Annotated in this window: 26 protein-coding genes; 15 read left to right on the forward strand and 11 right to left on the reverse strand. The window is 67.3% G+C overall.

Going from position 1 to position 24,648, the window contains the following annotated elements; genetic code table 11:
- Window positions 1-29 precede the first annotated feature (29 nt).
- Genes AC1Q5A_RS04505 through AC1Q5A_RS04515 form a run of 3 tightly spaced genes read left to right on the forward strand, consistent with a single transcriptional unit; the run spans window position 30 to window position 2,707 of the window.
- Entirely contained in the window at window positions 30-974 is a 945-nt protein-coding gene (locus AC1Q5A_RS04505; RefSeq protein ID WP_492698735.1) for an SPFH domain-containing protein, read from the forward strand.
- Window positions 975-983: 9 nt separating this feature from the next.
- Window positions 984-1,430, forward strand: coding sequence for an NfeD family protein (locus AC1Q5A_RS04510; RefSeq protein WP_492698737.1), 447 nt, complete (start codon window positions 984-986; stop codon window positions 1,428-1,430).
- Window positions 1,427-2,707, forward strand: coding sequence for a threonine/serine exporter family protein (locus AC1Q5A_RS04515; protein WP_492698739.1), 1,281 nt, complete (start codon window positions 1,427-1,429; stop codon window positions 2,705-2,707). Before AC1Q5A_RS04510 ends, AC1Q5A_RS04515 begins: the two co-directional genes overlap by 4 nt.
- 285 nt (window positions 2,708-2,992) lie before the next feature.
- Here AC1Q5A_RS04515 and AC1Q5A_RS04520 read toward each other — a convergent pair whose 3' ends face one another.
- The 3 genes from AC1Q5A_RS04520 to AC1Q5A_RS04530 all read right to left on the reverse strand — a co-directional run bounded on the left by AC1Q5A_RS04520 (window position 2,993) and on the right by AC1Q5A_RS04530 (window position 5,799).
- Window positions 2,993-3,316 carry an H-NS histone family protein gene (locus AC1Q5A_RS04520; protein ID WP_114344678.1) on the reverse strand — a complete coding sequence of 108 codons (324 nt, stop codon included), beginning with the start codon at window positions 3,314-3,316 and terminating at the stop codon, window positions 2,993-2,995.
- A 261-nt stretch (window positions 3,317-3,577) separates the two neighbouring features.
- Complete coding sequence (locus AC1Q5A_RS04525) at window positions 3,578-5,275, reverse strand: proline--tRNA ligase (protein WP_492698741.1); 1,698 nt, start codon at window positions 5,273-5,275, stop codon at window positions 3,578-3,580.
- A 107-nt stretch (window positions 5,276-5,382) separates the two neighbouring features.
- Window positions 5,383-5,799: a DUF4124 domain-containing protein gene (locus tag AC1Q5A_RS04530; RefSeq protein ID WP_492698743.1), complete on the reverse strand. Its 417-nt coding sequence runs from the start codon at window positions 5,797-5,799 to the stop codon at window positions 5,383-5,385.
- A gap of 110 nt (window positions 5,800-5,909) precedes the next feature.
- On the opposite strand from AC1Q5A_RS04530, the gene AC1Q5A_RS04535 reads away from it, so the two are divergent.
- From AC1Q5A_RS04535 to AC1Q5A_RS04550, 4 genes are all read left to right on the forward strand, one after another.
- Window positions 5,910-6,692 carry a CDP-alcohol phosphatidyltransferase family protein gene (locus AC1Q5A_RS04535; RefSeq protein ID WP_114344671.1) on the forward strand — a complete coding sequence of 261 codons (783 nt, stop codon included), beginning with the start codon at window positions 5,910-5,912 and terminating at the stop codon, window positions 6,690-6,692.
- Window positions 6,689-7,174: a hypothetical protein gene (locus tag AC1Q5A_RS04540; protein WP_492698746.1), complete on the forward strand. Its 486-nt coding sequence runs from the start codon at window positions 6,689-6,691 to the stop codon at window positions 7,172-7,174. Before AC1Q5A_RS04535 ends, AC1Q5A_RS04540 begins: the two co-directional genes overlap by 4 nt.
- 3 nt (window positions 7,175-7,177) lie before the next feature.
- The gene (gene rimI, locus AC1Q5A_RS04545) at window positions 7,178-7,648 is read left to right on the forward strand and encodes a ribosomal protein S18-alanine N-acetyltransferase (protein WP_492698748.1); all 471 of its coding nucleotides are present in this window, start codon (window positions 7,178-7,180) and stop codon (window positions 7,646-7,648) included.
- Between the two features lie 97 nt (window positions 7,649-7,745).
- A complete protein-coding gene (locus AC1Q5A_RS04550; RefSeq protein ID WP_492698750.1) occupies window positions 7,746-8,432 on the forward strand; it encodes a class I SAM-dependent methyltransferase in 687 nt (228 codons plus the stop codon).
- 79 nt (window positions 8,433-8,511) lie between these two features.
- On the opposite strand, the gene AC1Q5A_RS04555 is transcribed toward AC1Q5A_RS04550, so the two are convergent.
- From AC1Q5A_RS04555 to AC1Q5A_RS04575, 5 genes are all read right to left on the reverse strand, one after another.
- On the reverse strand, window positions 8,512-11,514 hold the full coding sequence (locus tag AC1Q5A_RS04555; RefSeq protein ID WP_492698752.1) for a valine--tRNA ligase: 3,003 nt from the start codon (window positions 11,512-11,514) through the stop codon (window positions 8,512-8,514).
- A gap of 250 nt (window positions 11,515-11,764) precedes the next feature.
- Complete coding sequence (gene hemE, locus AC1Q5A_RS04560) at window positions 11,765-12,835, reverse strand: uroporphyrinogen decarboxylase (protein ID WP_492698754.1); 1,071 nt, start codon at window positions 12,833-12,835, stop codon at window positions 11,765-11,767.
- Window positions 12,836-12,840: 5 nt separating this feature from the next.
- Window positions 12,841-13,101, reverse strand: a complete 261-nt coding sequence (locus AC1Q5A_RS04565) for a WGR domain-containing protein (protein WP_492698756.1) — start codon at window positions 13,099-13,101, stop codon at window positions 12,841-12,843.
- 204 nt (window positions 13,102-13,305) lie between these two features.
- Window positions 13,306-14,406 carry a 3-dehydroquinate synthase gene (gene aroB / locus AC1Q5A_RS04570; RefSeq protein ID WP_492698758.1) on the reverse strand — a complete coding sequence of 367 codons (1,101 nt, stop codon included), beginning with the start codon at window positions 14,404-14,406 and terminating at the stop codon, window positions 13,306-13,308.
- Window positions 14,407-14,420: 14 nt separating this feature from the next.
- Window positions 14,421-14,957 (reverse strand): shikimate kinase, encoded by a 537-nt coding sequence (locus tag AC1Q5A_RS04575; protein WP_492698760.1) that lies wholly within the window; start codon window positions 14,955-14,957, stop codon window positions 14,421-14,423.
- A gap of 53 nt (window positions 14,958-15,010) precedes the next feature.
- Here AC1Q5A_RS04575 and AC1Q5A_RS04580 point away from each other — a divergent pair, with 53 nt between their 5' ends.
- The 3 genes from AC1Q5A_RS04580 (at window position 15,011) to AC1Q5A_RS04590 (ending at window position 16,525) form a co-directional block, all read left to right on the forward strand.
- A complete protein-coding gene (locus AC1Q5A_RS04580; protein WP_492698762.1) occupies window positions 15,011-15,844 on the forward strand; it encodes an NAD-dependent epimerase/dehydratase family protein in 834 nt (277 codons plus the stop codon).
- A gap of 23 nt (window positions 15,845-15,867) precedes the next feature.
- Entirely contained in the window at window positions 15,868-16,212 is a 345-nt protein-coding gene (locus AC1Q5A_RS04585; protein WP_492698764.1) for a YbjQ family protein, read from the forward strand.
- A 109-nt stretch (window positions 16,213-16,321) separates the two neighbouring features.
- The gene (locus tag AC1Q5A_RS04590; RefSeq protein ID WP_492698766.1) at window positions 16,322-16,525 is read left to right on the forward strand and encodes a dodecin family protein; all 204 of its coding nucleotides are present in this window, start codon (window positions 16,322-16,324) and stop codon (window positions 16,523-16,525) included.
- 54 nt (window positions 16,526-16,579) lie between these two features.
- On the opposite strand, the gene AC1Q5A_RS04595 is transcribed toward AC1Q5A_RS04590, so the two are convergent.
- Window positions 16,580-17,410: a kinase gene (locus AC1Q5A_RS04595; RefSeq protein ID WP_492698769.1), complete on the reverse strand. Its 831-nt coding sequence runs from the start codon at window positions 17,408-17,410 to the stop codon at window positions 16,580-16,582.
- Window positions 17,411-17,643: 233 nt separating this feature from the next.
- Between AC1Q5A_RS04595 and pdxH the strand changes: the two genes are divergently transcribed.
- Genes pdxH through AC1Q5A_RS04610 form a run of 3 tightly spaced genes read left to right on the forward strand, consistent with a single transcriptional unit; the run spans window position 17,644 to window position 19,500 of the window.
- A complete protein-coding gene (pdxH, locus tag AC1Q5A_RS04600) occupies window positions 17,644-18,231 on the forward strand; it encodes a pyridoxamine 5'-phosphate oxidase (protein ID WP_492698772.1) in 588 nt (195 codons plus the stop codon).
- Window positions 18,228-18,668 (forward strand): secondary thiamine-phosphate synthase enzyme YjbQ, encoded by a 441-nt coding sequence (locus AC1Q5A_RS04605; RefSeq protein ID WP_492698775.1) that lies wholly within the window; start codon window positions 18,228-18,230, stop codon window positions 18,666-18,668. The genes pdxH and AC1Q5A_RS04605 overlap by 4 nt, the downstream gene beginning before the upstream one ends.
- A gap of 4 nt (window positions 18,669-18,672) precedes the next feature.
- On the forward strand, window positions 18,673-19,500 hold the full coding sequence (locus AC1Q5A_RS04610) for an ABC transporter substrate-binding protein (protein WP_492698779.1): 828 nt from the start codon (window positions 18,673-18,675) through the stop codon (window positions 19,498-19,500).
- Window positions 19,501-20,260: 760 nt separating this feature from the next.
- Here AC1Q5A_RS04610 and AC1Q5A_RS04615 read toward each other — a convergent pair.
- Window positions 20,261-20,836, reverse strand: a complete 576-nt coding sequence (locus AC1Q5A_RS04615; protein WP_492698781.1) for a YggT family protein — start codon at window positions 20,834-20,836, stop codon at window positions 20,261-20,263.
- Window positions 20,833-21,657, reverse strand: coding sequence for a pyrroline-5-carboxylate reductase (gene proC, locus AC1Q5A_RS04620; protein WP_492698783.1), 825 nt, complete (start codon window positions 21,655-21,657; stop codon window positions 20,833-20,835). The genes AC1Q5A_RS04615 and proC overlap by 4 nt, the downstream gene beginning before the upstream one ends.
- 346 nt (window positions 21,658-22,003) lie before the next feature.
- Here proC and AC1Q5A_RS04625 point away from each other — a divergent pair, with 346 nt between their 5' ends.
- Complete coding sequence (locus tag AC1Q5A_RS04625; RefSeq protein WP_492698785.1) at window positions 22,004-23,041, forward strand: type IV pilus twitching motility protein PilT; 1,038 nt, start codon at window positions 22,004-22,006, stop codon at window positions 23,039-23,041.
- Between the two features lie 141 nt (window positions 23,042-23,182).
- Window positions 23,183-24,349 (forward strand): PilT/PilU family type 4a pilus ATPase, encoded by a 1,167-nt coding sequence (locus AC1Q5A_RS04630; RefSeq protein ID WP_492698787.1) that lies wholly within the window; start codon window positions 23,183-23,185, stop codon window positions 24,347-24,349.
- The last annotated feature ends 299 nt before the right edge of the window (window positions 24,350-24,648 follow it).

Below are 24,648 nucleotides of genomic sequence, written 5' to 3' on the forward strand. Positions count from 1 at the left end.
AAGCCCTCTTCAAGGAATGGGGGTAGGCAATGGGACAGCTTCTCGCGTTGGTAATCGTGTTCGTCGTCGTGGTCGGTCTGGCCAAGCTGGTGCGCATCGTGCCGCAGGGTTTCGAGTGGACGGTGGAGACCTTCGGCAAGTACACCCGCACGCTCAGCCCCGGCCTGCATTTCCTGATTCCGATCTACCAGGCGGTCGGGCGCAAGATCAACATGATGGAACAGGTGCTCGACGTGCCGTCGCAGGACGTGATCACTAAGGACAATGCCGTCGTGCGCGTCGACGGCGTGGTGTTCTACCAGGTGCTCGACGCCTCCAAGGCGGCCTACGAGGTGTCCAACCTGGAACAGGCGTCGCTGGCGCTGATCATGACCAATATCCGCACCGTGCTCGGCTCGATGGACCTGGACGAGTCGCTGAGCCAGCGTGATGCGATCAACGCGAAGCTGCTCAAGGTGGTGGACGAGGCGACCCACCCGTGGGGCGTCAAGGTCAACCGCATCGAGATCAAGGACATCGCGCCGCCGCGCGACCTGGTCGATGCGATGGCGCGGCAGATGAAGGCCGAGTGCGAGAAGCGCGCCAACATCCTCGACGCCGAGGGCTTCCGCCAGGCGGCGATCCTCAAGGCGGAGGGCGAGAAGCGGTCGGTGATCCTGGCCGCCGAAGGCGAGAAGGAAGCCGCGTTCCGCGCCGCCGAGGCGCGCGAGCGTTCGGCCGAGGCCGAGGCAAAGGCGACCACGATGGTGTCCGACGCGATCGCCGGCGGCAACGTCAACGCGCTGAACTACTTCGTCGCCAACAACTACGTCGAGGCGCTGAAGGTGATGGCCACCTCGCCGAACCAGAAGATGCTGCTGCTGCCGATCGAGGCCACTGGCGTGATCGGCGCGCTGGCCGGCATCGGCGAGCTGGCGAAGGAGTCGCTCGGCCAGCAGCAGAAGGCCGCGGCCGTCCCGCCGTCGCTGCGCTGAGGCACGGCCATGGGCGAGCTTGCGATGCATTACCTGTGGTGGATCCTGGCGTTGCTGCTGATCGCCGGCGAGCTGTTGCTGCCTGGTTACTTCCTGCTGTGGATCGGCCTGGCCGCCGCGGCGATGGGCGCGGTGCTGTGGGCCGATCCGGCGCTGGGCCTGCTGGCGCAGGCGATCCTGTTCGGCCTGCTCGCGTTCGCTTCTTGCGTGGGCTATGCGCGCTGGCTGCGGCCGCGGCTGGAGCGGCGCGTGCCAGGCGGCGAGCGGTTGAACCGCCGCGCCGAGCAGTTGATCGGGCAGCGCTATGAGCTGATCGAACCGATCGTCAACGGTCGCGGCAAGGCCCGCGTGGGCGATGGCCAGTGGCTGGTCAGCGGGCCGGACCTGCCGCTGGGCACCACGGTGGAGGTGGTCGCGGTGGAAGGCACCACGCTGCAGGTGCGCGCCGCGGCATGAGCGCCGGCAACGCCATCAGCCAGCAGCAGTTCGCCACCACGGCGCTGACCACGCGCATCGCGTTCGTGCTGGAACTGGCGCGACGGCTGCACCAGTACGGCACGTCCGCGCCGCGGCTGGAGATGGCGATTGCCGGCGTGGCGCAGCGGCTGGGGCTGACCGCCGACGTGTGGTCCAGCCCCACCGCAATCATCATCTCCTTCGCCGACATGGCCCAGGGCGAGGAGGGCGTGGCGCAGACCACCCAGGTGATGCGGCTGGCGCCGGGCGAGGTGAACCTGGGGCGGTTGTGCCAGGCCGACGACATCGCCGATCGCGCGATCGCCGGCGAACTGGGCCTGCGCGAGGGGTTCCACCTGCTGCGCGAACTGGGCCGGCCCGACACGCGTCGCGACAAGCTCGGCTCGATCGCCAGTTACGGCCTTTCCGCGGCCAGTATCGCGGCGTTGTTCCTGCATAGCTCGTGGGTGGACCTGCTGGTGGCAGGCGTCATCGGCATGGTCATCGGCGGCATTACCCTGCTGGCGGCCAGTCGGCCGCAACTGGCGGCGGCCAGCGACGCGATCAGCGCGCTGGTCGCCACCACGGTGGCGATCGTGGTCAGCGCGTTCGTGGTGCCGCTGGCGATCAGGTCGGTGGTGCTGGCCAGCCTGATCATCCTGGTGCCCGGCATGTCGCTGACCACCGCGGTACGCGAGATTTCCAGCCAGCACCTGGTCTCCGGCATGGCGCGCATGGCCGGGGCGATGTCGACCCTGCTCAAGCTCACCTTCGGCACGATCGCCGCAACCCAGCTGTGCGCGGCGATGGGCATCACCGCGCGCGACTTCGCGCTGCCGGCGCTGCCGGCCTGGATGGATTATCCGGCGCTGCTGGTCGCCGCGATCGCGTTCGCGATCCTGTTCCGCGCGGCCCGTCGCGACTGGCCGGTGGTGATCGTGGCGGTCGTGGTCGGCTACCTCGCCACCCGCTGGGGCGGCGCGATCGCCGGTGCGTTGCCCGCCGCGCCGGTGGGCGTCTTTCTGGGCGGCCTGCTGCTGGCTGCGCTGGCGAACGTCTTCGCGCGCTTCGTGCACCGGCCGAGCGCGGTGGTCCGCGAACCGGGCATCCTGCTGCTGGTGCCGGGCAGCGTCGGTTTCCGCAGCGTGTCGTTCCTGCTCGAGCGGGATACCACCCTTAGCATGGACACCGGCCTACTGCTGATCACCCTGCTGGTGTCGCTGGTGGCCGGGCTGATGTTTGGCGATCTGCTGGTTTCGCCGCGCCGCTCTTTATAATAAACAAAAGCGGCCGAAGACGCGTCCCCATTCGTTAAGCTCTATCCGTCAAGACGATGAAACTGCACGGCACGTTCGCCCCCTCCCCTGCAAAGCAGGGGAGGGTTGGGGAGGGGTTGCTCCTGGCCAAGGCCAAGATCAAAAGCTACCCCCTCCTGGCCTCCCCCTGCTTTGCAGGGGGAGGGACCGAGTATGTGCCGGCCTGCATCAAACGGATGTGGCATTGCCTCAAACCAATAAAAACGCCGGCGCGAGGCCGGCGCTTTTTGTTCGGACGGCAGGCGATCAGATCGCCAGGTCCTTTTCCTTCTTACCGGCCTTCAGCGCGTCATTGAACCAGTGCGGGCGCTTGCCGCGGCCGGACCAGGTCTGTGCGGGATTGGCCGGATTGCGGTACTTTGGCGCAACCGTCCCGGTGCTGCGTTTGGCCTTACCGCGCGCGCTGCCGAAGATGTCCTCGAAGGCATAACCCTCGGCCTTGATCAGGGCATGCACCTTCTCGCGCAGCTTGGCGACTTTTTCCTTGCGCAATTCATTCTGGCGGACCTGGGCTTTGCTGATCAGGTCATTGAGCTGGTTGTGATTGAGGTTCTTGATATCGACGGCCATGATGGACTCCCGGTAAGTATCGGCATTAAATCCGGCCATTATGTGGGCCAATGCCAGGCGAGCAGAAAATCGCAGTGCCGGGGATTCTCGCCGATTTGCCGAATATTTGTAAAGCGTGACGCATCATGTGAAAAACGTTTCACATTAAGGTGATTAATAATGTGACGTGCTTTTGAATTGGCTGGCGGCCGGCCGGGCCGTATCGAATGGGAAAACGGCCGCACCAGGCAGCCGCTTTCGTTGATCACCCACGGCGCCGATTCAGCCGAGCAGGGCGAACAGCTCGTCCTGGCTGAGCGGGCGGTTTTCGCTTTCCTCGCGGGCGCGATATTCCAGCGTGCCGGCGGCCAGGCCGCGCTCGCTGACCACCACGCGATGCGGTATGCCGATCAGCTCCATGTCGGCGAACATGCTGCCCGCGCGCAGGCCACGGTCGTCCAGCACGGCCGCGACGCCGCGCTGCAGCAGCGTCTGGTAGAGCGCTTCGGCGGCTGCACTGACGGCAGGCGAGTTCTTCGGGTTGATCACGCACACCGCCACGCGCCAGGGTGCCATCGCTTCCGGCCAGACGATGCCGGCCTCGTCGTGGCGCTGCTCGATCGCGGCGGCGACGATGCGGCTGACGCCGATGCCGTAGCAGCCCATGGTCATTACCTGCGGCGTGCCGGTTTCGTCCACCACGGTGGCGCCGAGCGCCTCGGCGTACTTGGTGCCCAGCTGGAACACGTGGCCGACCTCGATGCCGCGGGCGATGCGCAGCACCCCGCTGCCGTCGGGCGAGAGGTCGCCCTCGACCACGTTGCGCAGGTCGGCGACGCGGGTGATGCGCGCGTCGCGCTCCCAGTTCGCGCCGGTGCAGTGCGTGCGGTCGGCATTGCCGCCGCAGACGAAGTCGGCGAGCACGGCAGCGTCGCGGTCGACGATCACCGGGATCGACGCCGGCAGGCCGACCGGGCCGATGAAACCGGGGCGCGTGCCGGTGGCGGCGAGGATCTCCTCCTCGCTGGCGAGTACCGACTCGCCCGGCAGTTCGGCCAGCTTGCCGGCCTTGACCTCGTTGACCTCGTGGTCGCCGCGCAGGCACAGCGCGACCAGGCCTTCGTGGCCGCGTACCAGCAGGGTCTTCACGCATTGCTGCGGGCCGACTTTGAGGAAACCGGCGATGTCGCCGATGGTTTTCTGGGTGGGCGTGTCGACCCGTTGCAGGGCCGCAGCGGGGGCGGGGCGTTTGGCGGTCGGCGCCAGCGCCTCGGCCTTTTCGAGATTCGCGGCGTAATCGGAGCCGTCGGAAAACGCGATGGCATCCTCGCCGGAATCGGCCAGCACCTGGAATTCGTGGCTGGCATTGCCGCCGATCGCGCCGGTATCGGCCTGCACCGCGCGGAAGGTCAACCCCAGGCGGGTGAAAATGCGCACATAAGCCTGGTACATCGCGGCGTAGGTTTCGGCCAGCGACTCCTGGCCCAGGTGAAACGAATAAGCATCCTTCATCAGGAATTCGCGCGCGCGCATCACGCCGAAACGCGGGCGGATCTCGTCGCGGAACTTGGTCTGGATCTGGTAGAAGTTGACCGGCAGCTGCTTGTAGCTTTTCAGCTCGTTGCGGGCGTAGTCGGTAACCACTTCCTCGGCGGTGGGCGCATAGCAGAATTCCTGCTCCTTGCGATCCTTGATCTTCAGCAGCTGCGGGCCGAATTTCTGCCAGCGGCCGGTTTCCTCCCAGAGCTCCCGCGGCTGGATCGTGGGCATCAGCATCTCGACGGCGCCGGCGCGATCCATTTCCTCGCGCACGATGTTTTCCACCTTGCGCAGCACGCGCAGGCCCAGCGGGCTCCAGGTGTACAGGCCGGAGGCGAGCTTGCGGATCATGCCGGCGCGCAGCATCAGCCGGTGGCTGGCGATTTCGGCGTCGGCGGGGACTTCCTTGACGGTGGCCAGATGGAATTGGCTGAGGCGCATGCGGGCGGTTCCGGCGGATTAAAGACGCCTATTGTAGCGGCCAGCCGTCGCCGGACGGGCGTCGCCGGCACCGGCCAGGCCGCCGCCGCGCCATGGCGTGGGGGCGATCAGTTCCTGCAGTACTGGTCGTATTGCGCCTGGGTCGAAACGGTCTTCTGCTTGCGCTCATCGCCGTCCAGGGCCACGGATTTGCCGTCCTGCTGCATCATCACCGGGCCGCCGCCCTGCAGCGCGGCGAGGTTGGTTTTCAGCGACGCGCACAGTTTGCCGCGGTTTTCCGGCGTGTCGGCCACCGACTTGGCCGGGCCGGCCTGGGTTTCAGGGTGATCCGCGGGCTGGCCGGTTGCGGCAGGCGCCAGCGGCTCCACGGTGCCGGTGGTGGTCACCCTGGAAAACTTCGTGCCCTGCGCCGGCGGGGTTTCCGAGTAGTGCACGGTGCCGCTGGCGTCGGTCCATTTGAAGACCTGGGCGGTGGCCAGCGGTGCCAGCAGCAACAGTGCCAGGACGATCAGCGAGCGGTGCATGGCATTCTCCATTTCGCGGGAAAATTCTGGCTACCTTGTTAACACTCCGCCGACCCGGACTCAAGCGGCCGATGGTTTACACTGCGCGCATCCTGTCACGGTCCTGATTCATGAGCGAAACCATGCCCGTTCGGCCGCCCCGGCACCGGGGTATCTACCTGTTGCCGAACCTGTTCACCACCGGGGCGATGTTCGCCGGCTTCTTCGCGATCATCGCCAGCATCGGCGGGCGCTACGCCGAGGCAGCGGTGGCGGTGTTCATTGCCGCGGTGCTGGACGGCATGGACGGGCGGGTGGCGCGGATGACCGGGACCCAGAGCGAGTTCGGCGTGCAGTACGACTCCCTGTCGGACCTGGTCAGCTTCGGGTTGGCGCCGTCGCTGGTGATGTACACCTGGTCGCTGTCGACGCTGCGCGACTTCGGCCCGCTGTGGGGCAAGCTGGGCTGGGCGGCGGCCTTCATCTACACCGCCTGCGCCGCCTTGCGGCTGGCGCGCTTCAACACCCAGGTCGGCGTGGCCGACAAGCGCTATTTCCAGGGCCTGGCCAGCCCTGCGGCGGCAGCGGTGTGCATGTCGTTCGTATGGAGCGTGGAGAAGTTCGGCTTGACCGGCGCCGACTTCTGTTTCATCACGCCGGCGCTCGCCATCGTGGTCGGCCTGCTGATGGTCAGCCGCTTCCGCTATTTCAGCTTCAAGTCGCTGCCGCTGGGCGACCGCCAGCGCGTGCCCTTCGTGTGGATGGTGGCCGCGGTGCTGCTGCTGGCGCTGCTGATCCTGGACACGCCGCGGGTCTTGTTCGCCGGGTTCACGATCTACCTGCTGTCCGGCCCGGTATGGACGATCTGGCGCCTGGCCACGCACCGGCGCCGGGCGCGGCGCAGCGCGACATGAGCACGCCGGCGCCCCGGCATGCCGGCACCGGCCACCGTGCCCGCGTGCTGCGCGCGCTGGGCGTGATGCCATGGGTGCGGCGTGCGCCACCGCCGGCGGTGGCCTCCGGACATGACGAGCCGGTCGCGGCGGCGGGAGTCGTAGCCTGCGTGGTGGTGTTGCCGCAGGGCTGCAGCACGCGCGAACTCGATCTGGTCGGTCGTGCCCTCGGTGCATGCGGCGCCGTCCTGGCGCGCGCCGCGCGGATCACGGTGAGCGGCGGCCAACTCGCGGGCGAGGTGCCGATGGCGCGTGCCTACCTGGTGTTCGGCGAAACGCAGGCGCATGCGCTGGGGCGAGCATTGCCGGCGGAGGTGATGCGCGACGCGCAGATCGTGCTGGCCGACGAACCGGCCCTGGTGCTGGCCCGCGCCGAGGCCAAGCGGCGGTTGTGGAACGCGCTGCGCAGCCTGCGTCGCGCGTTGGCCGCAGCGGGGAACTGAGCCGTGGTGGCGGTGATCAAGCCGGTGATCCAGGTGCGCGCCATGCGCTCGGAAGACCTGGATACGGTCAGCGCGCTGGAGAAAGCCTCCTACGAATTTCCATGGTCGCCGGGCATCTTCGGCGATTGCGTGAAGGCCGGGCATCCATGCTGGGTGCTGTGCGTGGACGGGGCGGTTGCCGGCTACGGCATCCTCTCGATGGGCGCCGGCGAGGCGCACGTGCTGAACCTCTGCGTCGGGCCGGATTGGCGCGGTCGCGGCCTCGGTCGGCATCTGCTGGGCCGGCTGCTGGATATCGCGCGCTGGAACGGCGCCGAGCGGATCTTCCTCGAGGTGCGCCCGTCGAACCCGTTGGCGAAAGCGCTGTACGAGTCGGTGGGTTTCCACGAGATCGGCCGCCGGCCGCGGTATTACCCCGCGCGCCATGGTCGCGAGGATGCGATCGTCATGGCACTGGAGCCGCCAGCCAGCTGACCCGGGTATGGGTCGGATGCTGTCACGCCGTTCGCGCGGATGGGGCTTTCGACGGGTGTTAGCATGCCGCCTTCGTTCAAGCGAAGGGTTCCGGCCAGTGCAAGGGCAGTTTTCGACCGATTGGTTTCACCACAACATTCCGCATTGGGAGCAATGGCTCGCTTCGCTGCGCGGCAGGTCCGGTTTGCGTGCCCTGGAGATCGGCAGCTTCGAGGGGCGTTCGACCGTCTGGCTGTGCGAGAACATTCTGACTGCCGCGGACAGCTCGATCGATTGCGTGGATTTCTTCCAGGTTGATCCGGTCTATAGCGACTACCACGCGCGCTTTCGTGCCAACACGGCGGCCTGGCGCGAGCGGATCCGGGAGTTTCCGGGATCGAGCTTCGATTCACTGCGGCGAGTCGAAGGGCCCTACGACATCGTCTACATCGACGGCTGGCATTCTGCCTTCGGCGCACTGGCTGACGGCGTCATGGCGTGGCCGCTGCTGAAGCTTGGTGGCGTGATGATCTTCGACGATTACCTGTGGGTGCCGCCGAAGCTGGGGCCGCCACCGCGTCCAGGCTGGTTGGCGCGCAAGTGGCTGCGCTGGTCGGGTCGCCAGTGGCGGGCCGAGGGACTGAAGAAGCAGATCGAAAGCGTGAAGACCGAGACGCCCAAGCTCGGCGTGGACGGGTTGCTGGCCACGCTCGACGGCTATTACGAATTGCTGGGCATCAGCAACCAGCTGGCCGTGCGCAAGACGCGCGACTTCTCGCCGGGGCAGGTCGGCCACGACACTTGAGGTCCGGACGGGCGGCTGGAAACAATCCGTCGCAGCCGCCCGCGCGTCAGCGAGCGGTAGCAACGGGGCCGCTGCCTGCTCAGCCCAGCTTCTGCGCCTGCTCGCGCAGCGCGCTCAGCGTGGTGTTCCAGTCGGCGATGCGCTGACGTTCCTGCGCCACCACCTCGGCCGGTGCGTTGGCGACGAAGCTGGCGTTGCCGAGCTTGCCTTCGCACTTTTTGATCTCGACTTCGATGCGGCCGATTTCCTTGGCCAGGCGCGCCTTCTCGGCGGCGAGGTCGATCAACCCGGCCAGCGGGATCAGCACGCGCAGCGTGCCGACCACGGCGGCGGCCGCGGCGGGTTCCGCGCTGCCGGCGTCGATCCACTGCGGCGCTTCCGTGCGGGCGAGGAAGGCGATCTGCGTGGCGAACTTCGCCACCCGCGTGCGGTCGCCGCTGTCGCCGTCGGCGAGCAGCAGCGGAATCGTCTTGCCGGGGGAGATGTTCATTTCCGAGCGGATCCGGCGGATGCCGGAGAGCACGTTCTTGAACCACTCGATTTCGGCCGTCGCCGCCTCATCGGCGCTGATCTGGTCGGCGCGCGGCCACGGTCGCTGCATCAGGCTGTTTTCGGTCATGCCGAGCTTCGGTGCCACCCCTTGCCAGATTTCCTCGGTGATGAACGGAATCACCGGGTGTAACGCGCGCAGCACGCTTTCCAGCACGACCAGCAAGGTGTGACGGGTCGAGGCGGCAGCGACGGCGTCGTCGCCGTTCAGGGCCGGCTTGGCCAGCTCCAGGAACCAGTCGCAGTATTCGTTCCACACGAACTCGTACAGCGCCTGCGCCAGCAGGTCGAAGCGGTACGAGACGAAGTGCTGCTCGACTTCGCACAGCGTCTGCTTCAGGCGGGTGAGAATCCACCTTTCCGCCTCGGTAACCGGCTGTTTTCCTTCTCCCATCGGGAGAAGGTGGCGCGAAGCGACGGATGAGGGTTCGGGCGAGCCGGAAGATGGCGCTCCGTCCGTACCCTCACCCCGGCCCTCTCCCGGAGGGAGAGGGGGTTCGACGTTCATCAGCACGAACCGCGCCGCATTCCACAGCTTGTTGCAGAACGCCTTGTAGCCCTCGGCGCGCTTGATGTCGAAGTTGATGGTGCGGCTGTAGCTGGCCAGCGCGGCGAAGGTGAAGCGCAATGCGTCGGTGCCGATCGCGGGGATGCCGTCGGGGTAATCCTTGCGGATGCGCTTCTCGACCTTGGCGCGCACCTGCGGGATCAGCAGCGAGCGGGTGGATTTCTCCACCAGCGGTTCCAGCGCGATGCCGTCGATCAGGTCCAGCGGGTCCAGCGTGTTGCCCTTGGACTTGGACATCTTCTGGCCTTCCGCATCGCGCACGATGGCGTTGATGTAGACCTCGCGGAACGGAATCCGGCCGGTGAAGTATCTGGTCGCCATCACCATCCGCGCGACCCAGAAAAAGATGATGTCGAAGCCGGTGACCAGCACCGCGCTGGGCAGGAAGACCTTGTCCTGCTCCCAGTTCGCCACGACCTCGCCGCGCTCGTTCTTCACCGGGCCATCGGCCGGCCAGCCCAGCGTGGAGAACGGCCACAGCGCCGAACTGAACCAGGTGTCCAGCACATCGTCGTCCTGGCGCAGCGTGCCGACCGGGGCGACGCTGGCGCTGGCGCGCGCATCGGCCTCGTCTTCGCCCACGAAGATGTTGCCGGCCTCGTCATACCAGGCCGGGATGCGGTGGCCCCACCACAGCTGGCGGCTGATGCACCAGTCCTGGATATTGTCCAGCCATTGCGTGTAGGTGGTGCTCCAGTTCTCCGGCACGAACCTGATTTCGCCGTTGCGCACCGCGTCCAGCGCCGGCTCGGTGATTGCCTTGCGGCCGCCGGGCCGGCCATCCGTCTGCACGTCGGAAGTCAGGTCGACGAACCACTGGTCGGTCAGCATCGGCTCGATCACCGCGTCCGAACGCTGGCTCACTGGCACTTGCAGCTTGTGCGGCTTGGTTTCCACCAGCAGGTCTTCGGCTTCCAGGTCCGCGAGCACGGCCTTGCGTGCTTCGTAGCGGTCCAGTCCTTGGTATTTGGCGGGAATGCGAATGTCGCTGGCAATGTCGACGTAGTTGGTGCGCACCTTGCCCGCGCCACCAGCCTTGCTCGCCGGGCCAGCCCATGTGGAATCACTTACAACCTTCGCATCCAACGTGAAGACATTGAATTGCGGCAGGCTGTGGCGTTGCCCGATAGCGTAGTCGTTGAAGTCGTGCGCGGGGGTGATCTTTACCGCACCCGTGCCGAATTCACGGTCGACATATTCATCGAGAATGACAGGGATTTCTCGACCGGTAATTGGCAAGCGCAAATGTTTGCCATGGAGATGCTTGTACCGATCGTCCTCTGGATGAACCGCCACAGCTGCATCGCCCAGCATGGTTTCCGGACGCGTGGTAGCCACCACCACGCTGTCCTTGCCGTCGACGGTGTAGTAGCGGATCGACCACATATGGCCGTCGCGCTCGACGTTGTTCACCTCGAGATCGGAGACGGCGGTGCCCAGCAACGGATCCCAGTTCACCAGCCGGTTGCCGCGATAGATCAGGCCCGCGCGGTACCAGTCGATGAACACCTTGCGCACCGCGGCCGACAGGCCTTCGTCCATGGTAAAGCGCTCGCGCGACCAGTCCGCCGCGGCGCCGATGCGGCGCATCTGGTGGGTGATGGTGGAGCCGGATTCCTCCTTCCACTTCCACACGCGTTCGACGAAGGCATCGCGGCCCAGGTCGTGCCGGGTCTTCTCCTCGACCGCCAGCTGGTTCTCGACGATCTTCTGGGTGGCGATGCCGGCATGGTCGGTGCCGACCTGCCACAGCGTGTTGAAGCCGCGCATGCGGTGGTAGCGCACCAGCATGTCCATCACCGTCTGCTGGAACGCATGCCCCATGTGCAGCGTGCCGGTGACGTTCGGCGGCGGCAGCAGGATGCAATACGGCTCGCCCTTGCCCGACGGCCTGAACGCGCCGCTGGCCTCCCAGCGCGCGTACCACGTCGACTCGATCTGGGCGGGTTCGAAACTCTTTTCCATGGATGGGCTCGGTGGCGCGCGCGGAGCGTGCGTCTTGGTCGTGGGGAAGGCAGCAATTGTACGGGGCGCGGGCTGGGCTGCCAAAAAGTGCCGGAGGCAGCCGGGCGTACGCCTCCTCCCCTGCGATGCGGGGAGAAGTTGGAGAGGCGTACTTGTGCCGGCGGGAGAGGTCAGGAACAACCCCGCCCCCGCCATTCTCTGCTACTGGAGGAAGGCCCTTGAGGGGCAAGCAGGATATGGAGCGAAGCGGTCAGCCTTTGCGCAGGGTACGACCGTACGCATGCACCTCGTCGACCAGCACCTTCACATGCTCCGGATCCACTTCCGGCGTGATGCCGTGGCCGAGGTTGAACACGTGGCCGGGGTGGTTGCCGTAGCTGTCCAGCACGGCGCGGGCTTCGCGGCGGATCACTTCCGGGCTGGCGCGCATCACGGCGGGGTCGAGGTTGCCCTGCAGGGCGACCTTGCCGGCGACGGCGCGGCGGGCGTCGGCGAGGTCGATGGTCCAGTCGACGCCGAGCGCGGCGCAGCCGCCGTCGGCCATCTCGGCCAGGTGCATGCCGGCGCCCTTGGAGAACAGGATCACCGGCAGTTCGCGCGCATGGGCATCGGCCTTCAGTGCGGCCACGATTTGCGTCATGTAGCGCAGCGAGAACTCGCGGAACGGCGCGGGGCCGAGCAGGCCGCCCCAGGTGTCGAAGACCATCAGCGCCTGCGCGCCGGCTTCGGCCTGGGCGACCAGGTAGGCGGCGACGGCGCGGGCCAGCGTGTCGAGCAGCTGGTGGGCGAGCTTCGGCTCGTTCCAGCACATCGCCTTCAGCGTGGCGAAGTCGCGTGAGCCGGCGCCCTCGACCATGTAGCAGGCCAGCGTCCACGGGCTGCCGGAGAAGCCGATCAGCGGCACGCGGCCATGCAGTTCGCGGCGGATCAGGCGCACCGCGTCCATCACGTAGCGCAGTTCGCTGTCCATGTCGGGCACGGCGAGCCTGGCAATGTCGGCGGCGCTGCGCACCGGGCGGGCGAACTGCGGGCCCTCGCCGTTGGCGAACGACAGGCCCAGGCCCATGGCGTCGGGGATGGTGAGGATGTCGGAGAACAGGATCGCCGCGTCGAGATCGAATCGCCGCAGCGGCTGCAGGGTCACCTCGCAGGCGAACTCGGGGTTCTGCGCCAGGCCCATGAAGCTGCCGGCGCGCTCGCGGGTGGCGCGGTACTCCGGCAGATAGCGGCCGGCCTGGCGCATCACCCAGATCGGCGTGGTGTCGGTGGGTTCGCGACGCAGTGCACGGAGGAAGCGGTCGTTCTTCAACACATCGGTCATTTCGATCAGCGTCCGTACGGGCCTTCCAGCCCCTGGGCAAACATCAGGCGGAAGCCGCGCTTGAGCTGGGCATCGCGGGCTTTCTCGAAGGCGGCGACCGCCTCGTCGCGCTCCAGGAACTGTTCGCGCTTCATGGTGGCGCGGCTGCCCTGGATGCCGGATTCGCGGTACAGCGTCCAGCCGCCGAGCAGGTCCTGCTCCAGCGTGATCTGGACGTAGCGGGGTGCTTCGGCGGCGCCGGGCACGGTTTGCAGGTAGAGGCGCATGGGTTCCAGGGGTGCCGCACGAACAGGCGCGTAGCCGGACGCCACAGTTTATAGGATTTGCGCGGTTGCACCCGTTGCACGGGCTGGGCACGTCGTCACACGCCACGGCGGTGCGCGCTATGAACAGCTTTTGTAGGGCGGACACTGTCCGCCGGGTTTCGATTCGCCGCCATGTTCCGGCAAGTGCGGCGGGCGGTGCCCGCCCTACGGCGCCGAGGTGGCTTCGGTCAGCACGGCCAGCACGTCGGCCTCGTTCACGCCGGCGACTATTTCCGCGCGGCCGATGCCGCGCCACAGGATCAGCCGCAGCGTGCCGGCGGTGTTCTTCTTGTCCAGCCGCATCAGCGCCAGCAACTGCTGCGGGTCCATCCCGGAGGGGATCGCCACCGGCAGGCCGAGGGTTTCCAGCAGGCGCTGCAGGCGGGTGGTGGCGGCCGCATCGCCCATGCCCAGCCGCTCGGACAGCCGGGCGGCCAGCAGCATGCCGATCGCCACGCCCTCGCCATGCAGCAGGGTGGTGTAGTGGCCGGCGGTTTCCAGCGCGTGGCCGAAGGTGTGGCCGAGGTTGAGCAGGGCGCGTTCGCCCTGTTCGGTCTCGTCGCGGGCGACCACGCCCGCCTTGTAGGCCACCTTGCGCGCGATCGCCTGCTGCACCGTGGCGGGCTCGCGTGCGGCCAGCGCGTCGGCGTGCCGCTCCAGCCAGGCGAAGAACGGTTCGTCGCCGATCGCGGCGCCCTTGACCACCTCGGCCAGGCCGGCGCGGAATTCGCGCCCGGGCAGGGTGGCCAGGGTGTCGATGTCGGCAACCACCGCGCGCGGCTGGTGGAACGCGCCGGCGAGGTTCTTGCCGACCGGCAGGTTGACGCCGGTCTTGCCGCCGACCGAGGAGTCGACCATCGCCAGCAGGGTGGTCGGCATCTGGATGAAGTCGATGCCGCGCATCCAGCACGCCGCGCTGAAGCCGGCCAGGTCGCCGACCACGCCGCCGCCCAGCGCGATCACGCAGGCGTCGCGGGTGGCGCCGAGTTCGCCCAGCGCTTCCAGCGCGCGGCCCACGTTGGCGAAGCTCTTGTGCGCCTCGCCATCGTCGAGCAGGAACGTCGACCAGTGCAGCCCGTCCAGGCCCGCCTCGATGCGCGGCAGGTACAGCGGTGCCACCGTGGTGTTGCTGACCACCAGCGCGTGGCGGCCGCGCAGCATGGCGCGCCAGCGTGCCTGCTCGCCGAGCAGGCCGGCGCCGATCCAGACCGGATAGCTGCGTGGGCCGAGGGCAATGGTGATCGTCTGGAATGCGGGGTCGTTCATGCGGTCTGCCTGGGTCATGCGTCGGGGCGCTGCCAATGATGGTCGATCAGCGCGATGCACCGCTCGCTGGCGGCGACGACGCTGCCGTGTTCGCTGGGCACCGCGAGGTCGGCGAGTTCGCGGTAGAGCGGTTCCCGTACCTGCGCCATCGCCTGCAGTCGCTCATGGCGGTCGGCTCCCGCCAGCAGCGGACGTTGGTGGTCGCGCTCCAGTCGTTCCAGTTGCTGCTCGATGGTAGTCTGCAGCCACACCACGTAGCCGCGGCCGGCCAGGTGCCGGCGGTTGGGCTCGGCCAGCACCGCCCCGGCGCCGGTGGCCAGCAGTACGCCGGGACGACGACTGCATTCCTCCAGCAGCGCGCTTTCGCGCTGACGGAAACCGGCCTCGCCCTCGATCGCGAACACCGTGTTCACATCCACCCCGCAATGGTGTTCGATCTCCTGGTCGAGATCGACGAAGCTCAAGCCATAATGTGCGGCAAGTCGCCGCCCGATCGAGGTCTTGCCGGCGCCGGTGGGGCCGATGAGGAACAGGTTGGGCGATGGGTTCATGGGCAAATGCTATCAGGGCGGATCGGCCCGGGCAGAGCAACGGGAGGGCAGTCGTGAGCGAACGTATCCTGCTGGCCGGATGCGGCGACCTGGGCGAACGCGTGGCGCAGCGCCTGCGCGCGCGCGGCGACGAGGTGTGGGCACTGCGGCGCCAGCCACCGGCGCGCGGCAGCCATGGCATCCACTGGCTGCGCGGCGACCTGACCGATCCGGCCAGCCTGCACGCGCTGCCGGCGGGCATCACCCGGCTGGCTTACCTGCCGGCGCCGGCGACGCGCGACAAGGCGGCGTACCGCGCGATCTTCGTCGATGGCCTGCGCCACCTGCTCGACGCGCTGGATACCCGCACGCTGGCGCGGCTGCTGTTCGTCTCCTCCAGTGCCGTATACGGCGAGCACGATGGCGACTGGGTCGATGAGGACACTCCTGCCGATCCGCCGGGCTTCAATGGCGCCGTGCTGCTCGAGGCCGAGCAGTGGCTGGCGCAGCAACCGTTGCCGTCGACCGTGCTGCGGCTGGCCGGGCTGTACGGACCGGGGCGGCTGCAGCTGGTCGAGCGCCTGCGCGCGGGGCAGCTGCGGGTGCCCCGCGAGGCGCCGCACTGGGCCAACCGTATCCACGTCGACGACGCCGCCGCGGCGGTCGTGCACCTGCTGGGGCTGAAGTCGCCGCAGCCGCTGTACCTCGGCGTCGACGACACGCCGATGCCGCTCGACGAGTTGTACGATTTTCTCGCCGGACTGGTCGACGCGCCGCTGCCGGCGGAAGGCGCCGCGCCAGCCGGCGTGGGCAGCAAGCGGCTCAGCAATGCCCGCTTGCGCGCCAGCGGCTGGGCACCGCAGTGGCCCGATGCGCGCGAGAGCTACGCCGCCCTGCTCGACAACTGAATCGCCCCTCACGGAGAACCGCCATGGCCCGCACCATTCCGCATCACCAGGTGAGCACCGGCAACGACATCCCCGGCTGTCGCATCGTGCGCTCGTTCGGCATCGTGCGCGGCATCACGGTGCGTTCGCGCAGCGTGGTCGGCAATCTCGGCGCGGCGCTGCAGACCATCGTCGGCGGCAACATCTCGATCTACACCGAGCTGTGCGAGAAGGCGCGCGAGGAGGCGTTCGAGCTGATGCTGCAGCATGCCGCCGCGATGGGCGCGAATGGCGTGGTGGCGATGCGCTACGACGCGAACGAGGTGGCCCAGGGCGTTACCGAAGTGCTGGCCTATGGCACGGCGGTGCAGGTGGAAACGTCAACGTGAGGTGATTTTGCAGTGCGGCTTGTCCGGGGCGGCTGCCACGGACCAGACTTGGGCTTCAGGCGGGGGAGCGCAGCGTGCCGCACGCACGATTCCACGGGAGATTGACGCCATGTCGGTAGCCAAGGTCATCGAAATCAACGCCTCGTCCAGCAAGGGCATGGAGGATGCCGTGAAGCACGGCCTGAAGAAGGCGGCCGAGTCGGTGAAGAACATCAAGGGCGCCTGGGTCAACGAGATCAAGGTGCTGACGAAGGACGACGGCACGGTCGCCGAGTGGCGCGTCAACATGAAGGTCAACTTCGTGGTCGATTGAGCGGCCCGTGTCGGGATCCGGGTTGGGGCAGCGCGATGCTTCCCGGCTCCCGGTTCAACCGTGGCTGAGCCCGGTCACGTGGCGTTCTTCGTCGTATTCCACCACGGTATCGGCCAGCGCCGGCAGGGTGGCCAGCGCATGCCGGCTGAGCCGCTCGAAGTGCGCCAGGAAGCGCTGCAGCGCGGCTTCGTCCATCACCAGTGGCGCGTGCCGGGCCTGCAGCTCCTGTTCCTGCTCGCCACGCCAGCGGCGCACGATCTCCCAGCCCGGCGCCTGCAGCACGATCAGCGCATCGAATTTGCGCCACAGCGGCTGGTAACCGCGCAACTGCTTGTTGACCCAGTGTCGCCAGCTGCCGTCGGGGTCCTCGGCGCGCTCCAGCTCGTTGATCGGCCGCGTCAGCGCGGATTGCAGCTGCGGGCGGATGCCCAGCGCCCAGCCCTCCACGATCACCAGCTTTGGCGGCCGCGTGGTGCGTGGCCAGCGCGACGGCGGGAGGCGGGTGTCGCGGCCCTTGTCGAAGCGCGGATGCGACACCGGCAGCTTGTCGGAAGCCTGCGGCAACGCGGCCAGCACCGACATCAGCAGCTCGATCTCGTGGGTGCCGGGCACGCCGCGGCTGCGCAGCAGCGGATGCACGTCGCGGGCCAGCGCCTCGCGGTCGCTGCGGGCGTAGTAGAAGTCGTCCAGCGAAAGCACTTCGGTGGGCCAGCCGCGGGTCTCGGCCGCGGCCTTCATCACTCGCGCCAGGGTGCTCTTGCCGCTGCCCTGCAGGCCGGACAGGCCGAGGATGTAGGGGCGGCGCGAACGGGCGATGCGCCCGGCGTACTGGTCGAGCAGGTGGCCGGCGAGGGCCTCGTTCTGCATGTCGGCATGGGACGTCATCCGCAAGACACCATGGTTCCGGAAGGGGCGTCGGCCATCGGCAGACCGTGGCGGGGGAGTATCCCGCAAACCGGGGCGTCACGGCCGCCTTCACGCGTGATGGTGGAAGATGGCGTCGTCGTCCGCGCCTTGGCGGTACTGGATCGGTGGTGCATTGCACTATCATTGGGCAGATTCATCCGCACCATGATCGCGCGTGTCAGCCGCGATGCAAAAGGAAAGTTTCAGACACCATGCTCAAATCCGAGATCCTCGATACTTTCCTCAAGCTGCTGGACGAGGCCAGGGCCAGCGGTGACCGCGAGCCAACGGCGATGAACCTGGCCACGGTGGACGGTTCCGGCCGGGTCGCCTCGCGCATCGTGCTGCTGAAGGAAGCCGATGAGCGTGGTTTCCGCTTCTACACCAATTACGAGAGCGACAAGGGCGGCCAGCTCGAGGCGCATCCGCAGGTGGCGTTGTGCTTCCACTGGAAGCAGCTGCGCGAGGGCGTGCAGGTGCGCGCCGAGGGCGTGGCGCGCAAGCTGCTGGTGGAAGAGTCGGATGCCTACTTCGCCAGCCGCCCGCGCCCGAGCCAGATCGGCGCCTGGGCCTCGCTGCAGTCGCAGACCCTGCCGGACCGCACCACCTTCGAGCAGCGCGTGGCGCGCTACGAGCAGCAGTTCGAGGGCCGCGAGGTGGCCCGGCCGCCGCATTGGGGTGGCTACGTGGTCGAGCCGGACATGGTCGAATTCTGGTATGGCGCCGAGTATCGCCTGCACGAGCGCGTGCGCTGGGACCGGCACGGCCAGACCTGGACCAGCCGGTTGCTCTACCCGTGACCAGGGCGCTGCCCGCGGAGCATGTGGCGCAGGGCGGCTTCACCGTGCACACGCGCGGGCGCGGTTTCAGCGAGATCACCACGCAGGTCGGCGACGCGGTGGCGGCCAGCCACGTGCAGACCGGTATCGCGCAGGTGTTCACCGCGCACACCAGTTGCTCGCTGCTGATCAGCGAGAATGCGGACCCCGCCGTGCGCAACGATCTCGAACGCTGGTTCGCCCGTGCCGTGCCGGACGGCGACGCGATCTTCCAGCACGACGCGGAAGGCCCGGACGACATGCCGGCGCACGTCCGTTCGATCCTCACCGGGGTCAGCCTCACCGTGCCGGTGCATGGGGGCAAGCCGATGCTGGGCGCCTGGCAGGGCATCTATCTGTGGGAACACCGCCTCGACGCGCATCAGCGCAAGGTGGTGGTGACCGTGCTGGGGAGTTGAACGGGTGACCGATCGCGACCGGCCGTCCTCCGCCCGGCCTGACCATTTCCCGCAACGCATCGTCTGCCTCACCGAGGAGCCGACCGAAGTGCTGTACGCGCTCGGCGAGGAGCGGCGCATCGTCGGCATCTCCGGCTTCACCGTGCGGCCGCCGCGCGCGCGCAGGGAGAAGCCGAAGGTCTCCGCTTTTACCAGCGCGAAGATCGGCGAAATCCTGAAGCTGGAACCGGACCTGGCGATCGGCTTCTCCGACATCCAGGCCGACATCGCGCGCGAGCTGGTCAAGGCCGGCGTCGAGGTGTGGATCAGCAACCACCGCAGCGTCGACGGCATCCTCGCCTACGTCCGCCGGCTCGGCGCGATGGTCGGCGCGCACGAGCAGGCCGAGGCGTATGCGCAGCGCGCGGAGCAGCACCTCGCGGCGGTGCGTGCCGCCGCCGCGCAGTTGCCGCGGCGGCCCAAGGTGTACTTCGAGGAATGGGACGAGCCGATCATCACCGGCATCCGCTGGGTCGCCGAGATCATAGGCATCGCAGGCGGCGACGACTGCTTCCCCGAACTCGCGCGCGAGCCGCTGGCGAAGCAGCGCATCCTGCCCAACGGCGATGAAGTGGTGCGGCGCGCGCCGGACATCATCCTCGGCTCCTGGTGCGGCAAGCGGTTCTGCCCGGAGAAGGTGGCGGCCCGGCCCGGCTGGGCCGCGATTCCGGCAGTGCGCGATGGTGAGCTGCACGAGATCAAGTCACCGATCATCCTGCAGCCGGGGCCGGCGGCGTTGTTCGACGGGCTGGACGAGATCCATCGGATCATCGTGGAGTGGGCGCTGCGCTGAGCTTTTTCAGCTGTCGTGGGAACGATTTCTGTCGCGATGCTTTTGCTCTGCTGGGAATTCAGAGGCAAGAGCTTTCGTGCGCCTGCGGCGCCCGAGTTACTTTCTCTTTGAGTGGCCAAAGAGAAAGTAACCAAAGAGAAAGGCCACCCCGCTTGGCGCTTGCCGCCCATCCATGGGCGGCAAGTCCGTGAGCCGGGGCCGGGCTTTTCGAACGGGCATCCTGCCCGTGCGAAAAGGCATCGACATCCCTGTCGATGCCCGCTGCGCGGCCTGTCGACCCCGTCTCACCGCCGCACAGGGGCCCCGGGTAAAGCAGCGGGCCATCCTGGCCCGCACTCGGTGATGAAGCTGAAGAGCAGAAGCCGCGGCAAAGCATCGCTTTGCCGTGGCTTCGCTCCTGCTCCTGCTCCTGCTCCTGTTCTTGATCTGGCTCTTCTGAGGAGTGCGCGCAGGATGCGCGCTGCTCTACCCGGGGCCCCTATGGCGCGGCGGGTGGGCGAAGGAAAGCCCGCAGGGTGGCCGGCACGGATGCCGGCCAGTTTGTCGTCAGGGCAGGATGCCCTGTCGACAAACCCCGCAGCCCACCCGCGCACCCGGAGGGCAGGATGCCCGCAGGGCGCGCCATCGGGGTGGCCTCTCTTTTGGTTACTTTTCTCTGGCCACCCAGAGAAAAGTGACTCGCCCTCCGAAGGAGGACGAAAGCTTTTGCTCCAAAGACCTCGCCTCGCGGATGAATCAAGCGTTCTCTACACGAGATAACTCAGACGCCGAGCGCCAACCGCGCCCCCAGATCCAGCAACGGCGCCGCCACCAGCAAGCGGGCAAGCAGCAGCGCGATCATCACCGCCATCGGCGCGAAGTCCATCTGGCCGACGATCAGCCTGCCGTGCAGCGGGCGCAGCAGTGGGGCGACGATGCTGCCGGCGAGCTGCAGCAGCGGGTGGCGGCGGTCCACCGCGAACATGCTCAGCAGCGACCAGCCGAAGATCAGCACCAGGTAGAACAGCAGCACGAAGTCGAGCAGCTCGGCCAGCGCCAGCACGATCAGGCCGAGCGGGTGCGGCATCGCGCCGAGCAGGGCGAACAGCAGCAGGCGCTTGAGCAGCATCGCCAGCCATGCCAGCAGCAGGGCGGCCAGGTTGATCCGGCGCCAGTTCGGCAGCACACGGCGGATCGGCGCCAGCACCGGGTTGGTGGTGCGGTAGACGAACTGGCTCAGCGGGTTGTGGAAATCGGCGCGGCAGGCCTCGGCAGCCACGCGCAGCAGCAGCAGGGTGACCACCGTGTCGAACGCCAGGTCGATCAGCATGGACAGCGCATTCAGCAGGTAGCTCACGGCAGTTTGTCCAGTTCGGCGGCGAGTTCCGCGCCACGTCGGGTGGCGGCGGCGACGGCGCGGGCGACGATGTGCGGCAGGCTGTCGGCGCCGAAGCTCTCCAGCGCGGCCTGGGTGGTGCCGTTGGGCGAGGTGACGCGCCGGCGCAACACCGCCGGATCCTCGCCGCCTTCGACCAGCATGCGGCCTGCGCCGAAACAGGTCTGCGCGGCAAGTGCGCGGGCGGTGTCGCGCGGCAGACCCTGCGCCACCGCGGCGGCTTCAAGAGCTTCGACCAGGGCGAAGAAGTAGGCCGGGCCGGAGCCGGACAGCGCGGTGACCGTATCCATCAGTGTCTCGTCGTCGATCCAGCGGGTGATCCCGGCGGCATCGAGAATGTGCTGCGCCTGCGCCTTCTGCGCGGGGCTGACCCGGCTGTTCGCGCACAGGCCGGTGGCGCCGGCGCCGATCAGCGCGGGCGTGTTCGGCATGCAGCGCACGATCGGCAGACCGCTGCCGAACCAGCGCTCCAGCTGGTTCAGGCGCACGCCGGCGGCGATCGAGATCAGCAGCGGCCGATTGCGCTGCAGGATGTCGCGCAGGTCGGCGTGGATCGCCGGCATCACCTGCGGCTTCACCGCCAGCAGGATGACCTCGGCCTCTGCCACGGCCAGCCGGTTTTCGGCGTAGCAGGCGATGCCGAATTCGCGGCCCAGCGCCTGGCGTGCCTCGGCCAGCGGCTCGGCCACGCTGAGGGTGGCCGGCGCCACACCGGTTTTCAGCAGGCCACCGATCAGGCTGCGCGCCATGTTGCCGCCGCCGATGAAGGCTAGTCGTGTCATGCAGGGGCTCCTCGTCCGTCCAGGCCGCTTACCTTACCGGAGCCGGCGTCTCGGTGAGGGTTTTTGCCAGTGGGTGCGCTTCGGCAGGTCGCCGGATGATGTTTTCACGACCCGCTCTGCAAACCGGGTCGACAGTTTCCGTCATCGCCCCGGTCAAGACTGGTCGCACGACCGCTCGCGCGAGTAGTATCGGCGCGGCTACGGGGGGATTCGGGCCGTTCGTCCAGGTGGTTCGCTGGCGCCTGCGCCATGCGCTGCGGCATACCAGGCCCGCGGATGCCATCGAAACCCCGGTGTGGTGCGCGAATTCACGCCATCCAGACGATCGGATTGAGGGAAACGATAGATGGATATTGCCGAACTGCTTGCTTTCTCGGTGAAGAACAAGGCCTCGGACCTGCACCTCTCTGCCGGTCTGCCCCCGATGATCCGTGTTGACGGCGACGTGCGCCGCATCAACATTCCCGCGCTCGAGCACAAGCAGGTGCACTCGCTGGTCTACGACATCATGTCGGACAAGCAGCGGCGCGACTACGAGGAGTTCCTCGAGACCGACTTCTCGTTCGAGATCCCCGGCCTGGCACGTTTCCGCGTCAACGCATTCACCCAGAACCGTGGCGCCGGCGCGGTGTTCCGCACCATTCCCTCCGAGGTGCTGACCCTGGAGGACCTCGGCGCGCCGCGCGTGTTCAAGGAACTGATCGAGCAGCCGCAGGGCCTGATCCTGGTGACCGGGCCGACCGGCTCGGGCAAGTCGACCACGCTGGCGGCGATGGTCGACCACATCAACAAGAGCGAATACGGCCACATGCTCACGATCGAGGACCCGATCGAGTTCGTGCACACCTCGCAGAAGTGCCTGGTCAACCAGCGCGAGGTGCACCGCGACACGCACGGCTTCAACGAGGCGCTGCGCTCGGCGTTGCGCGAGGACCCGGACTTCATCCTGGTCGGCGAGTTGCGCGACCTGGAGACCATCCGCCTGGCGCTGACCGCCGCGGAAACCGGCCACCTGGTCTTCGCCACCGTGCACACCAGCTCGGCGGCGAAGACCATCGACCGCATCATCGACGTGTTCCCCGCCGGCGAGAAGCCGATGGTGCGCTCGATGCTGTCCGAGTCGCTGCGCGCGGTGATCTCGCAGTCGCTGCTGAAGAAGGTGGGCGGCGGGCGCGTTGCGGCGCACGAGATCATGGTCGGCATCCCGGCCATCCGCAACCTGATCCGCGAGGACAAGGTGGCGCAGATGTATTCGTCGATCCAGACCGGGCAGCAGTTCGGCATGCAGACGCTTGACCAGTGCCTGCAGGACCTGGTCAAGCGTGGCCTGGTAACCCGGCAGGAGGCTTCCAGCTACGCCAAGAACAAGGATAGCTTCAAGTGAAGCGGGGAATCGGGAATCGGGAATCGTTGAAAAGCGCGCAGCAGCGCTCCTGCATGAATTTCCCGGATCCTGCCGCCGGTTCGCGGCGTGCCTTGCTTCCCACTCCCTGTTCCCCATTCCCAATTCCCGGGGGCTAAAGCCATGAGCGACTTCGATTTCACCTCTTTCCTGAAACTGATGGTGCACAAGAAGGCGTCCGACCTGTTCATTACCGCCGGCGTGGCGCCGTCGATGAAGGTGCAGGGCCGGATCGTGCCGATCACGCAGAGCCCGCTCAGCATCCAGCAGGCGCGCGACATGGTGCTCAACGTGATGACGCCAGGCCAGCGCGAGGAGTTCGAGAAGACCCACGAGTGCCAGTTCGCCATCTCCGCGCAAGGCGTGGGCCGCTTCCGCGTGTCGTGCTTCTACCAGCGCAATTGCGTCGGCATGGTGCTGCGCCGGATCGAGTCGAAGATCCCCACGATCGAGGAGCTGACGCTGCCGCCAGTGCTCAAGCAGCTGGCGATGACCAAGCGCGGCATCATCGTTTTCGTCGGTGCCACCGGTTCGGGCAAGTCGACCTCGCTGGCCGCGATGATCGGCTACCGCAACGCCAATTCCACCGGTCACATCATCACGATCGAGGATCCGATCGAGTACGTGCACAAGCACGAAGGCTGCATCATCACCCAGCGCGAGGTCGGCATCGACACCGACAGCTGGGACAACGCGCTGAAGAACACCCTGCGCCAGGCGCCGGACGTGATCATGATCGGCGAGGTGCGCACGCGCGAAGGCATGGACCACGCGATCGCGTTCGCCGAAACCGGCCATCTGGTGCTGTGCACGCTGCACGCGAACAACGCGAACCAGGCGATGGACCGCATCCTGCATTTCTTCCCGGAAGACCGTCGCCAGCAGTTGCTGATGGACCTGTCGCTGAACCTGAAGGGCATCGTGGCGCAGATGCTGATCCCCACCCCGGACGGCAAGGCGCGCCGGGTGGCGGTGGAGATCCTGCTGGGCACGCCACTGGTGCAGGACTACATCCGCCAGGGCGAGATCCACAAGCTGAAGGAAGTGATGAAGGAATCCACCCTGCTCGGCATGAAGACCTTCGACCAGAGCCTGGTCGAGCTGTACCACGCCGGCGAGATCAGCTACGAGGACGCGCTGCGTTACGCCGACAGCTCCAACGAGGTGCGCCTGCGCATCAAGCTGGCGCAGGGCGGCGACGCGCATACCCTGTCGCAGGGCCTGGACGGCGTGGAGCTGGAGGAAACCCGCGACTCGCAGAACTTCAGCAGCAATTTCCTGAACCGCTGAACGCCGCAACCGCGGCACCAGAAGAGGCGCCTGCGGGCGCCTTTTTGTTTGGGCGTGGCTGAAAGGGCGATGGAAAGGTGGTGCGTCGGAGTCCCTCGTCCTTCGAGGGATATGGTTGCGCATTTTGTTACGAAATTGTTGACACTTTCGTATTTTCTTGTTATCAAATCCAAGGGTCAAGAAATTGATTCTTGGGAGGATTTTCTTTGCCGGTCCAGCTGATTGGGGAGTGTGGCGGACCGTTTCCCGGGCTTTGTCCGTAAGTTCGCCGCGTCCGGCAGGGCCTTCGTTGTTCGTGA

This window comes from Rhodanobacter sp. GW835-FHT13D09, from assembly GCF_058793995.1.